This is a genomic window from Rhodococcus sp. NPDC058639 (assembly GCF_042717545.1).
In the GTDB taxonomy this organism is placed as follows: Bacteria; Actinomycetota; Actinomycetes; order Mycobacteriales; family Mycobacteriaceae; genus Rhodococcus.
Genome location: NZ_JBHXRF010000002.1, coordinates 297,643 through 310,374, shown reverse-complemented (window position 1 = coordinate 310,374; position 12,732 = coordinate 297,643). Strand labels below are relative to the sequence as shown.

At 67.9% G+C, this 12,732-nt stretch carries 10 protein-coding genes; 4 read left to right on the top strand and 6 right to left on the bottom strand.

The features are described 5' to 3' along the window. The first annotated feature begins 61 nt into the window (after nt 1-61). Nucleotides 62-727 (top strand): FABP family protein, encoded by a 666-nt coding sequence (locus tag ACFWU2_RS04370; protein WP_169621279.1) that lies wholly within the window; start codon nt 62-64, stop codon nt 725-727. On the opposite strand, the gene ACFWU2_RS04365 is transcribed toward ACFWU2_RS04370, so the two are convergent. The 6 genes from ACFWU2_RS04365 to ACFWU2_RS04340 form a co-directional block, all read right to left on the bottom strand. Continuing rightward, nucleotides 724-2,484, bottom strand: coding sequence for a BCCT family transporter (locus tag ACFWU2_RS04365; RefSeq protein WP_378602312.1), 1,761 nt, complete (start codon nt 2,482-2,484; stop codon nt 724-726). The genes ACFWU2_RS04370 and ACFWU2_RS04365 overlap by 4 nt on opposite strands. A 357-nt stretch (nt 2,485-2,841) precedes the next feature. Next, nucleotides 2,842-4,518, bottom strand: a complete 1,677-nt coding sequence (gene cydC / locus ACFWU2_RS04360) for a thiol reductant ABC exporter subunit CydC (protein ID WP_378601507.1) — start codon at nt 4,516-4,518, stop codon at nt 2,842-2,844. After that, nucleotides 4,515-6,260 (bottom strand): thiol reductant ABC exporter subunit CydD, encoded by a 1,746-nt coding sequence (cydD, locus tag ACFWU2_RS04355; RefSeq protein ID WP_378601504.1) that lies wholly within the window; start codon nt 6,258-6,260, stop codon nt 4,515-4,517. The genes cydC and cydD overlap by 4 nt, the downstream gene beginning before the upstream one ends. Next, entirely contained in the window at nt 6,257-7,294 is a 1,038-nt protein-coding gene (gene cydB / locus ACFWU2_RS04350; RefSeq protein WP_378601456.1) for a cytochrome d ubiquinol oxidase subunit II, read from the bottom strand. The genes cydD and cydB overlap by 4 nt, the downstream gene beginning before the upstream one ends. A gap of 12 nt (nt 7,295-7,306) precedes the next feature. Beyond that, nucleotides 7,307-8,809 carry a cytochrome ubiquinol oxidase subunit I gene (locus ACFWU2_RS04345; protein ID WP_378601453.1) on the bottom strand — a complete coding sequence of 501 codons (1,503 nt, stop codon included), beginning with the start codon at nt 8,807-8,809 and terminating at the stop codon, nt 7,307-7,309. A gap of 262 nt (nt 8,810-9,071) precedes the next feature. After that, complete coding sequence (locus ACFWU2_RS04340; RefSeq protein ID WP_378601450.1) at nt 9,072-9,926, bottom strand: aminodeoxychorismate lyase; 855 nt, start codon at nt 9,924-9,926, stop codon at nt 9,072-9,074. A 54-nt stretch (nt 9,927-9,980) separates the two neighbouring features. Between ACFWU2_RS04340 and ACFWU2_RS04335 the strand changes: the two genes are divergently transcribed. From ACFWU2_RS04335 to ACFWU2_RS04325, 3 genes are read left to right on the top strand one after another with little or no spacing between them, the layout of a single operon-like run. Continuing rightward, nucleotides 9,981-11,111, top strand: a complete 1,131-nt coding sequence (locus ACFWU2_RS04335) for a YgfZ/GcvT domain-containing protein (protein ID WP_378601447.1) — start codon at nt 9,981-9,983, stop codon at nt 11,109-11,111. Then, complete coding sequence (locus tag ACFWU2_RS04330) at nt 11,108-11,764, top strand: MOSC domain-containing protein (protein ID WP_378601444.1); 657 nt, start codon at nt 11,108-11,110, stop codon at nt 11,762-11,764. Before ACFWU2_RS04335 ends, ACFWU2_RS04330 begins: the two co-directional genes overlap by 4 nt. Then, entirely contained in the window at nt 11,761-12,717 is a 957-nt protein-coding gene (locus tag ACFWU2_RS04325; RefSeq protein WP_378601441.1) for an asparaginase, read from the top strand. The genes ACFWU2_RS04330 and ACFWU2_RS04325 overlap by 4 nt, the downstream gene beginning before the upstream one ends. Nucleotides 12,718-12,732 lie beyond the last annotated feature (15 nt).

Below are 12,732 nucleotides of genomic sequence, written 5' to 3'. Positions count from 1 at the left end.
CAGCGGTGCTCATCACCTGGTTCGCGCTGTACACCATCTACCGTCTGGTCTCCGACGGGTCATGACGGACCAGTCGGACGGCGGTACTCGGCGTAGCGGCGACGAGGCCATAGCGCAGGCCGCAGAGCGTGCGCGGGTCACCGCGGAGCTGAACATCCCCGTCCTGTCCGGTCTGCCCGGCGTCGACGACACCGCGAACCTGCGGCGAGGCGCCGATCTGAACCCTGCCCTGCTCGCACTCCTTCCACTGGTGGGCGTGTGGCGCGGCGAGGGTGAGGCACACGACCCCGAGACCGCCACCGACTACCCGTTCGGTCAGCAGATCGTCGTCGCGCACAACGGCGGTGACTATCTCGTATGGGAAGCCCGCTCGTGGCGTCTCGACGAGAACGGTGACTACGTCGCCGAGGACCGTCGCGAAAGCGGATTCTGGCGCGTCGCCGGTACGGGCGGCCCCGACAGCGACGACCCCGAAACCCTCGAACTGCTGCTCACCCACAGTTCCGGTGTCGTCGAGTTGTACTACGGCACCGCCCTGACCCAGTCGTCGTGGGAACTCGCCACCGACGTGGTGATCCGGACCCGGTCCGGCGAAGTCGTGGGCGGCGCCAAGCGCCTGTACGGCATCGTCGAGGGCGGCGACCTCGCCTACGTCGAGGAACGTGTCACCCCCGACGGCGACATGCGGCCGCGCATGTCTGCGCGGCTCGCACGCCACGTCGGCTAACGAGCCGACTCCGCTTCCGCGCCCGCGTGGCTTTCCGCCCCGGGCGCCGATCCGTTGCCCGCGTCGGCCGAGGAGCCTTCCCGCTCGTCTCGTCCGCCGTCGTCCCCGTCGATCTCGTCCGGAATCGCCCGCGTCACGACCACGACCTCCGGCGCCGGCCGCCCTTCCGCGGCTTCGAGGTCTTCGGCCGTGTGCACCTCGGTCCACTGGCGGGTGACGGGTTCGGGGAGTTCGCCGAGATCCTCGCGGATGCCGCGCACCAGGCTGTACATCATGATGAAGCCCATCACGAAGAACGGCAGACCGACGACCGTGATGACCTGTTGTAGCGCGACCAGGCCGTCCTTGCCCGTCGCGACGAGCATGGTCGCGGCGACGAGACCCATCAGAACGGCCCAGAACAGCCGCTGGTGAATCGGGGCCTTCCCGTCGTTCCCTCCGGCCATCATGTCCAGAACCATCGCGGTCGAATCCACCGAGGTGACGAAGAAGATCACCACCAGCAGGATCGCGACACCGGAGACCAGGCCCGTCAGCGGGAAGTTGCCGAGGAATTCGAACAGGGCACCGGGGATGTCGCCCGCATCGACGACGCGTTCGACGAGGCCGCCGTCTCCCTGCAGTTCGATGTGGAAGGCGCCCATCCCGAAGATGCTGAACCAGACGATGGAGAAGAGCACCGGAAGTGCCAGCACGCCGGCGACGAACTCCCGGACGGTGCGGCCGCGGGAGATTCGTGCGATGAAGATGCCCACGAACGGGGACCAGGTGATGGTCCAGGCCCAGTAGAAGACCGTCCACGTGTTCTGCCAGCCGGAGTCGGCGAAGGTGTCGTTCCAGAACGCCAGGCGCGGCAGCGCTTCGGCGTAGATGCCCACCGATTCGATCATGCCCTTGAGCAGGAACAGGCTCGGGCCGGTGACGAGCACGAAGGCCAGGAACATCATCGCCAGGCCGATGTTGAAGTTCGACAGCCGCTTGATGCCCTTGTCGAGGCCGAGTGCCACCGAGATCCCCGCCATGATGGTGACGACAGCGATGAGGACGATCTGGATGATGCCGGACTCCTCGACGCCGAAGAGTTGCGCCAGGCCGGCGTTGATCTGGAGTGTGCCGAGGCCGACGGACGTCGCGACGCCGAAAATGGTGCCGATGATCGCGACGACGTCGATCGTCTTGCCGATGGGGCCGTAGATCCGCCCGCCGAGCAAGGGCGCGAAGATCGAGCTGACACGCGGAGGGAGCTTGCGCTTGTAGATGAAGTACCCGAAGCACAGGCCGGGCAGCGCGAAGATCGCCCAGGTGTGCAATCCGAAGTGGTAGAGCGTGAAGCCCATCGCCTCGCGGGCCGCATCTTCGGACTCCGGAGCCACGTCTTGCAGTGGCGGATTCGCGAAATGGGAGATCGGTTCCGCAACGCTCCAGAACATGAGGATCGAGCCGATACCTGCCGCGAAAAGCATCGAGAACCACGTGAGGGTGGAGTGCTCGGGACGCTCGTCGTCACCGCCGAGCCGCACCCGCCCGTAGTGCGTCAGCGCAATGACCACCAAGAAGATCAGGAACGTGGTGACACCGAGGATGTAGAACCATCCGAGGTTCGTCATGATCCAGCCCGACGCCGCGCTGAACACGTCGTCGACCGTGGTCGTGAAGGCAACCGTGAGCACGACGAACACCAGCGACACCAGCGCGGAGGTGAAGAAGACGCCGGGTGAGGTGCGTAGGCGGAGTACGTCGTGGGCTTTTGTCAGGATCGGCACGTCAGGGGGGTTACCCCGTCCAGAGATGTCACTACACATGCGTCTCGTCACATACGGATTTCGTCGCACACGAGTCTCGTCGATACAGATCTCGTGACCTTCGCGCCCCGGCTGGACCGGACAAGGAACGACCCCCGAGTCCTCTCGGCGAGCCGGAGAGATCCGGAACTCGGCGAGCCCGGTGGGACGATCCGGGGACTCGGGGGTCGGGTGACTACCTGGTATTCGCCGGCCGCTCGCGGTCGGGGAACACTGTCGTCGAGAGGCTAGCGGGTAGCCACCTCACATGTCCGAAGATAACTCAATTTCAGACCACCTCCTTCCTCGTGTACCAGCGAAGGTACGCCCGGCTCACGCAGTCGGCAACGTATTTTTCTCGACGTGCATCACGACGTCGGCGGCGGTATCGGAAGGCAGCTGGTGCGTGACCACCACCACGGTGCGGTCGGGGTCGACGAGACCCGCGGCCCGGTCGAGCAGGCGGCGTTGGAGACGTGCCGCGTCGTCGGCGTCGAGATGCTCCCCCGGTTCGTCGAGTAGCAGGATCCGCGCGGGCGACAGCAGTGCCCGGGCCAGCAGCAGTCGCCTGCGCTGTCCACCGGACAGCGCCCTGGCGCCGGATTCGAGCACGGTGTGCACGCCCTCCGGTAGCCCTTCCACCCACGGTCCGAGACCCACAGCGTCGAGCATCGCGCACGCCTCGGCTTCGTCGACGTCACCGCGCGCGACGCGCAGATTCTCGAGGACCGACGTGCCGAAGACGTGCGCGTCCTCGGCGAAGAATCCGACACGGTGGCGCAGCGCGGTGGGCTCGAGTTCCTCCAGGGGCACACCGTCGAGCGTCACGCTGCCCGCCACCGGGCTCAGTAACCCGGCCAGGGTCATCAATGTCGTGGTCTTGCCGCTGCCGCTCGTTCCCACCAGCGCCACGCGGGAACCGGGAGCCAGGTCGAGGGTCACAGGGTTCGTCGCGGAACCGCCGGGCCAGCCGCCACGCAGGTTGTCGGCGCGAAGCCGTCCCGGCCCGTCGACAGGGCGGTCGCCGTGCGGGACCGACCGGTCGGCACGATCGAGCAGGTCGTTGATCCGCCGGGACGCGATCCGCGCCCGGACGAGGGTCTGCGCCGCCGCGGGCAGCACCGAGGTCGATTCGAACGCGGCGAGGGGCAGCAGGACGAGGACGCCCAGCGTCGTGGGGCTCATCGCGGCGGGACCGGAGCCGAACACCGTGATACCGATCAGCAAGGCCCCGAGGACGCTCGCTCCGACCGCGAGGGGTGCAGCCGCGTCGGCGAACGCCGACGGGACGGCCGACCGGTCGGTGGCACGCACGGCCTCGACGCCCGACGCCCGAGCGCGTCGGGACGCGCGGTCGAGTTGGCCCGAGACCCGCAGTTCCGCCGCGTGGTCGAGGACGGTCACGGCGTCGTGGGCGAAGCGGTTACGCGCGTCGTCGCCGTCGGTCTCCGCCTGCGTCGCGGCCCGCGCCGACAGCCACGGGGCCAGCACGCCCGCGACGAGCAGCGCGACGGCGAGCACGGCGCCGGCGGCCGGAGAGATCACTGCGAGAACGATGACGGCGGCGGACGAGAGCACGGCGGAGACGGCGATGGGAACGAGAGCCCGGACGACGACGTCTCCGAGCGCGTCGACGTCGGCGCCGGTGCGTGCGAGGAGATCACCGCGCCGCAGTCCCGCAGATGCTGCGGGGTCACCGTCGGCGAGCCGCTGATAGAGACGGGACCGGGCCGACGTCATGCCGCGCAACGCGGTCTCGTGCGTCGCGAGTCGTTCGAGGTAGCGGAACAGTCCGCGCGCGACGCCGAGTGCGCGCACCGCGACGACGGCGACCGTGAGGTCCAGTACCGGTGGCATCTCCCAGGCTCTGATGATCAGCCAGGCCGACAGCCCCGACAGCATGAGCGCACTACCCAGGGTCGCGACGCCCGCAAGAATCGCGAGCGCGACCCGCCGTGGTTCGAGTTCGAGCAGCGCCATCGCACGGCGCAGATCCGACGATGCGGTCATGACGCACCTCCCGGGCGGACCTCGACGATGCGGTCGGCGATGGCGAGCAGACTCGGGCGGTGCGCCACGATCACGACGGTGCGGCCGTCGCGGGCGAGTGCGGTCAGGGCGTCGAGCACGGTTGTCTCGGTGTCGGAGTCGAGGTGCGCGGTGGGTTCGTCGAGCAACAACACGGGCCGCGACGACGCGAGCGTGCGCGTGAGAGCGAGCCGCTGTCGCTGCCCCAGCGACAGTCCGCTGCCTCCGGCGCCGACGACCGTCTCCCACCCCTGGGGAAGTTCTTCCAGCACCGAGTCGAAACCTGTTGTGGCGCAGACTGTATCGAGGTTCGGATCGGCCGGGTCGACACCGGTGAGCCGGAGGTTGTCGGCGAGCGTTCCCGGGAGCAGCACCGGGTGCTGCGGAAGCCATGCCACCTCGTTCCACCATGCCTCGTCGCCGGGCACAGGCCGCCCGTCGACGGTGATATCTCCCTCTGCAATGTCGGTGAGTCCGAGGAGGGCAAGCAGCGCGGTGGACTTCCCGGAGCCGTTCTCTCCGGTCAGTACGGTGACCTCGCCGGGCCGGCACTCCGCATCGAGCCGGTAGGGAGCGAACCCGTCCCGGCCCGCAACGCTGACGTTCCGGAAAACGATCTCGCGCCCAGCGGCGGAGGCAGGTTCGCCCGGCACCGTGGCGCGGTGCTCCGTGCCCGCCGGCGCCGGTTCGTGCGCGGTGTGTTCGGACGCGGTCCGGTCGGGGGCGACAGCCAGAATCGCAAATGCTCGATCCGCGGCGGCCGTGCCGTTTTCCGCGGCATGGAACTTGGCTCCGACGGTGCGGAGCGGGAAGTACGCCTCCGGCGCGAGGATCAACGCGATGATGCCGGCTTCGAGCGGCATCCCGCCGTAGACCAATCTCATGCCGATGGTCACGGCGACGAGCGCCACCGAGAGTGTGGCGAGGAATTCCAGAACGGTGCCGGACAGGAACGCCACACGCAGCGCCGACATCGTGGTGCGCCGATGGTCCTCGCCGAGTTCGCGCACCCTCGCGGCAGGGCCCTGCTCGCGACCGAGCGCGCGCAGGGTGGGCAGACCCGCGAGCAAGTCGAGCAACTGGGACGAGAGGGTGGTCATCGCGTCGAGCGTGCGGTCGGCTTTGCCCTTGGTGAGCAGTCCGATGAGGATCATGAAGATCGGGATCAGCGGCAGCGTGACGATGATGATGATCGCCGACGTGAGGTCGTGCAGGGCGATGACGACGATCGTGACCGGAGTGAGCGTGACCGCCAGGATCAGAGCCGGCAGGTAGCCGGTGAGGTAGTCGCGCAGGCCGTCGAGCCCTCGGGTCAGGACAGTGGCGATCTCGTCGCGACGCGGATCCAGTTCTCGGGGCGGCAGGGTCGCGGCCGCGTCGAGGACCTCGCTTTCGAGTTCGGCGATGACGCGGCTCGCCGAACGGTGCGCGTATCGGGAGTGCAGCCAGGTGGCGACCACACGCACGGCGACGGCCCCGGCGAGGACGAGCAATTCGGTGCGCCAGTCACCGAGGGTGCGGGCATCGGTGGTGATGACCCCCGCCAGCACCGTGCCGATCATCAGGGCGCTCACCACCACCATCACGACATCGACCAGCGACGTCAGAACCGTGAGGGCGAGGTATCCCCGTGCCGATGCCGAGTATCGCCACAACCGTGGGTCGATCGGTCCCCGCCGGCGCTTCTCGGCGCCGGCTGGGACCGTGGCAGCGGCAACTGTCACTTGGTGCCGATCTTCAGACCGATGGACGGCGGGATGTGCGAGGTCGAGATCCGCTGGCGGAACACCCAGTAGGTCCACCCCTGGTAGAGCAGGACCACGGGCGTGACGGCGACGGCGGCCCACGTCATGATCTTCAGTGTGTAGGCGCTCGACGACGCGTTCTCGATGGTCAGCGACCACGCCGGATCGAGGGTGGACGGCATGACGTTCGGGAACAGTGCCGCGAACAGCAGCACGATCGTCGCTGCGATGGCCACGGTGGTGAACACGAAAGCCCAGCCCTCACGCTCGGCGGCGACCAGCGCGACAACGGCGAGCAGTGCGGCCGCAGCGACGGCGACAAGGATCAGCGTCCAGGTCTTGCCGTAGGCGATCTGGGTCCACACCACGAAGGCCCCCGCGACCAGAACGGTCGGGACGGACAGCCGGCGCGACAGCTTCACCGCGTCGGTGCGGATGTCACCGGAGGTCTTCAGCGCGATGAAGACCGCGCCGTGCAACGCGAAGACCAGGGCCGTGGTGACGCCGCCCAGCAGTGCGTACGGGTTGAGCAGGGCGAAGAATCCACCCACGTACTGCTTGTCGGCGTCGATCGCCACGCCGCGCACGATGTTCGCGAACGCGACGCCCCACAACACGGCCGGAACCCAGGAGCCGAAGATGATGCCCCAGTCGCAGCGTCGCCGCCACACCGGATCGTCGATCTTGCCGCGCCACTCGATCGCGCACACACGGACGATCAGGGCGAGGAGGATCAGCAGCAACGGAAGGTAGAACCCCGAGAACAAGGTTGCGTACCACTCCGGGAACGCGGCGAACAATGCGCCGCCGGCGGTGATCAGCCACACTTCGTTGCCGTCCCACACCGGGCCGATGGTGTTGAGCAGGACCCGGCGACGGGTGTCGGCACTTTCGGTCTTACCGCGGCCGAGCACGGGGAAATGCATACCGACACCGAAGTCGAAGCCTTCGAGGATGAAGTATCCCGTGAACAGAACCGCGATCAGGATGAACCAGACTTCTTGGAGTCCCATCAGAGATCTCTCCTAGTACGCGAAGGACAACTGCTTCGGCTTTGTGTCGTCGTCGGTGTCGTCGTCGGTGCCGGGTGGCTGCGCGTCGTGCGGCTGCGGGCCTTGCTTCGCGTACTTACGGATCAACCAGAACCAGACCACACCCAGAGCCGCGTAGACAACGGTGAACGCGATCAGCGACGTCAGGACGGTCGCGGGGGCGTGATCGGAGACGCCCTGCTCGACCGTCAGCCGGATCATGTCCACACCCGTGGGGTTCGGGTGCACGACCCACGGCTGACGCCCCATCTCGGTGAAGATCCATCCGGCACTGTTGGCCAGGAACGGTGTGGGAATCGCGATGAGCGAGAGTTTCGCGAACCACTTCTGGTCGGGTACGCGTCCACGCCGCGTGACCCACAATCCTGCGAGTGCCAGTGCGGCGGAGCCGGCGGCGAGGCCGATCATCGCGCGGAAGGACCAGTAGGTGACGAACAGGTTGGGGGTGTAGTTGCCCGGGCCGAACTGCTCCTCGTACTGCGCCTGGAGGTCTTCGACACCCTGCAGCGTCACGCCCGAGAATTCGCCCTGGGCGAGGTACGGCAGCACGTAGGGCATCTCGAGCACGTGGACGACGCCGTCACAGTTGTTGTGCGTGCCGAGCGTCAGAATCGAGAAGTTCGGGTCCGTTTCGGTGTCACACAACGACTCTGCCGAGGCCATCTTCATCGGCTGCTGCTCGAACATGAGCTTTGCCTGGATGTCGCCGGTGACGAACAGGGCGACGCCCGCGATGAGCATCACCACCAGACCGAGACGCGTCACCGGGCGGAACAGTCCCCGGGCGTCGTTCTCGAGTTGCTGGGCTTCCTCCGGCTCGGACTCCCGGATCTCCTTGGCACGTCGCATGTTCCGTACCATCCACCAACCGCCGATGCCGGCGATGAACGTGGCGGCAGTGAGGAACCCACCGGCCACGGCGTGCGGATATGCCGCCAGTGCGGTGTTGTTGGTGAGCAGTTCCCAGATACTCGTCAGTTCGGCGCGACCGGTTTCCGGGTTGTAGACGGCACCGACCGGGTGCTGCATGAACGAGTTGGCGACGATGATGAAGTACGCGGACGCGTTGACGCCGATGGCGACGAGCCAGATGGTCGCCAGGTGGACGAGCTTGGGCAGGCGCGACCAGCCGAAGATCCACAGTCCGAGGAAGGTGGATTCCAGGAAGAAGGCGACCAGCCCCTCGAGGGCGAGTGGCGCTCCGAAGACGTCACCGACGAAGCGGGAGTATTCGCTCCAGTTCATGCCGAACTGGAACTCCTGCACGATGCCGGTGGCGACGCCGAGCGCAAAGTTGATCAGGAACATCTTCCCGAAGAACTTGGTCAGCCGATACCAGTGATCCTTCTTGGTGACCACCCACATCGTCTGCATGATCGCGACCAGCGGCGCGAGGCCGATGGTCAGCGGGACGAGGATGAAGTGATACACCGTCGTGATCCCGAACTGCCACCGGGACAGATCCAAGACGTCCATTGCCACTCCGAGGTGAGGCCCGAATACGAGGGAGTCCGAATACAGGGCGCGGGCCGACGCTCCGATACCGGACACATGGCCGCGCAAAAGCACGATTCGGCCTGTTACTACAAAATGTAGTAGAAGTTTCAAGGCCTCGGTACCAGCCGTGTCGTCGAACACACGGGATACACCTCACACCTCCCGCAGAAGGTGGTTTTCTCCACCGAAAACCCGGGTAAAAAGGCCTTTCGGCGCTGGTGAAGGGCCTTTCGGCCTTCACTCAGGACGCGGCGTCCACGGCCTTGTCGACCAGTTCCTCGACCGTGCCGGCGAGCGACCTCACGGACAGCGGGTGCCCGTCGAGCGTGTGCACCCGGGCGGCGCGCGACACACTCGAAACGAGCCACACTCCGTCCGCCACGATCAGATCGGCGGGACGCAACGGCTCGTAGCGCACGGCGAAGTCGTGGTCTCCCGCAAGGTCGAACAGCGCCTGCTGCGTGGTGCCCGGCAGGATGCCCATCTCGGTGGGCGGCGTGAGAAGGGTGCGCCCCCGTGCGATCACGACCGTCGACCGGGGACCTTCGAGCACGTACCCCTCGCTGCTCGTGTAGATCACGTCGTCGACGCCCAGCGCCTCCGCGTGACGCAGCGCCGCCATGTTCGTCGCATACGACAAGGTCTTGGCCCCGATGAGCTGCCACGGAGCGGTCCGCGCGATGTCGACGGAGTACCCGCGCTCGAGAGTCACCACCGACACACCCTCGCGCCGCGTCCGCAGCACCCGTTCCGGAACGGGAGTCAGCAGCAGGAAGGCCGTCGGAGAGTCGGCATCTTCGCGACCGCGGGTGTAAATGAGCCGGAGGATCCCCTCCCGGTCCCCGCCCCACTCCTCCACCGCGAGGTCCACGGCTGCACGCCATTCGGCCCGATCGGGTTCGGGGAGAGCGAGTGCCTCCGCGGACGACGCGAGCCGGGCAAGGTGCAGTTCCACCGCGCAGGCCCGACCGCCGCGGACGAGCAGCGTCTCGAACACCCCGTCGCCGCGCAGCACTCCGATGTCATCGGCGTGCACCAGAGGAGCGTCGAGGTCCCGCACCTCGCCGTCCAGCGTCATCAGCACCCGATCAGCCATGCTTCCAGCCTAGCGAGTGGCGAACACGCGGCCACTTCCCCATAGACTGTTGTCGTGACCGAGATTCCGATCGTGTCCGAGAGCCGTCTCCTCACCGTTCCCGACGCAGTCGCGTCACCCCCCGGCACCCCCGACGAGGGCTTGGCCTGGCATTACGGCGACCCTCTCGGCGAACAACGCGCCGCGACCACCGGCGCAGCGATCGTCGACCGCTCCACGCGGTACGTCATCGCCATCTCCGGCGAGGAACGCCTGTCGTGGTTGCACACCATCACGAGCCAGCACGTCGCCGCACTGCCACCGGGTGCCTCCGCCGAGAACCTCAGCCTCGACGTGAACGGCCGCGTCGAACACCACTTCGTGCAGACCGACCTCGACGGTGTCACGTGGATCGACACCGAACCGAGCCGCGGACCGGACCTTCTCGGATTCCTGACGAAGATGGTGTTCTGGTCGAAGGCCGAACCGCGGGACGGCAACGACATGGCCGTCCTGTCCCTCCTGGGGCCCGAGGCGGGCAGCCCGGGCATCCTCGGCGTCCTCGGTCTCGAGGCCCTTCCGGCGGAGCCCTACGCGGCGCTTCCACTCCCGGGCGGCGGGTTCGTCAGGCGGATGCCCTGGCCCACCGACGATTCCTACGACCTGCTGATCCCCCGTGACCGGCTCGTCGAGACGTTCACCGCCCTCGTGTCCGCCGGCGCACGCCCCGCGGGTACGTGGGCTTACGAGGCGCTGCGCGTGGTCGCCCTGAGGCCCCGCATCGGCATCGACACCGACGACCGCACCATCCCCCACGAAGTCCGGTGGATCGGTGGGCCCGGCGAGCACGGAGCCGTGCACCTCGACAAGGGTTGTTACCGGGGTCAAGAGACCGTGGCGCGCGTCCACAACCTCGGTAAGCCGCCACGGCACCTGGTCCTCCTGCACCTCGACGGCTCGGCGGACGGACGGCCCGAGACCGGCGATGCCGTCACGGCCGGCGGCAGGACGGTCGGGCGGATCGGCACCATCGTCGACCATTTCGAACTCGGCCCTGTCGCGCTGGCGCTCGTCAAACGCACCATCACCCCGGAGACGCCCCTCGTCGTCGGTCCGTGTGCCGCGTCGATCGATCCGGACTCGATACCGCAGGATGACGCCGTGCAGGCCGGAAGGCAGGCCGTCGAGCGGTTGCGCGGCCGGTGACCGCCGGCCGGGTCGAGGCGGTGTGCGTCGTGCACGCGCTCCGCGACACCGGACTGCGGCGCGTCCCGGTGACCGCCATCGACAAGCGACCCGTCGACGGTGAGGTCCACGTCGGCGAGTCCGGTCTCGCCGGCGATCGCCAGTGCGACACCGCCAACCACGGCGGCCTGTACAAAGCGGTCTACGCGTACGGGGACGACGAGGTCCGCCGCTGGGCGACCGAACTCGGCCGCGACCTTCCCATCGGGTGGTTCGGCGAAAACCTCCGGGTGAGCGGCAGCTCGCCGACCGACGCCGTCATCGGGGAACGCTGGCGGATCGGGAACGGAGGCCTGCTGCTCGAGGTCACCGGACCGCGCACGCCGTGCCGCACGTTCGGGAACTGGTCGGGGGAACCGCGATGGGGCTCGCGCTTCACCGCGCGTGCGGACACCGGTGCGTATCTGAAGGTGGTCACCGAGGGATCCGTCCGGGCGGGCGACACGATCACCGTCGAGGACGTACCCGGTCACGGCGTCACCGTGCGGGACCTGTTCACCGGCCGCGACCCGGAACGGCTCGCCCTGATGCTCGACCAACAAGACGATCTCGCGCCGACAGTGGCGGAGAAGGCACGCCGGCGGGTCGCCGGCCGGAAGGCGGAACAGCAGTGAGCGTCGAACTGGTCGAGGTGGTGCGGTCCGGCTTCCGCGAGTGCGTCCACCGCGGATCGCTGATCGTGCTCGATCCGCAGGGCGAGGTGGTGGTCTCCCTCGGCGAGGTGCACACCCCGATCTATCCCCGCTCGTCGAACAAGCCCCTGCAGGCCGTCGCGATGCTGCGGTCGGGCTTCGTGCCTCGCAGTTCTGCCGAACTGGCCATCGCCACAGCGTCACACGAGGGCGAAACCGAGCATGTCGGCCTCGTCGAGAAACTCCTCACCGCCCACGGCTTCGGCGAGCAGGATCTGCAGTGCCCCGAGGATCTGCCGGGCAACGAACTGGCCCGGGCCGAGGTCCTCGCGGCGGGCCGGGCACCCCGCGCCGCGTACATGAACTGTTCCGGCAAGCACGCGGCGATGCTGGCCGTGTGCGCCGCCCGGGGCTGGGACACCGACACCTATCTCGACCCGAACCACCCGCTGCAGGAGAGCGTCGTCGCGACCATCGCCGATCTCACCGGAGACATCGAGGACGCGGATCTCGGCATCGACGGTTGCGGTCTGCCGATCGTGCCGGTACCCCTGATCAATCTGGCCCGTGCGTACGCGCGTCTTGCCACAGCCGAGTCCGGCACACCCGAACGCGCGGTGGCCGACGCGATCCGGGAACACCCCTTCCTCATCTCGGGCACCGGCAAGGACGATCTGAGCCTGATGCGTGCCGTCCCGGGTCTGCTGTGCAAAGCGGGCGCGGACGGGGTCCACGCCGGGGCACTCCCGGACGGAACCTCCTTCGCTTTCAAGATCGACGACGGCCACGAACGCGCGCGGCTACCGCTTTCCTCGGCCCTGCTCCACCGGCTCGGCGTCGGTGACGCGGAGGTTCTCGCGACGCTCGCCTCTCAGCCGGTTTCGGGCGGCGGCGTGCGCGTCGGCACCGTCCGGGCCGTCCCGGGGGTGTTCTGAAGGGCACATTCCACG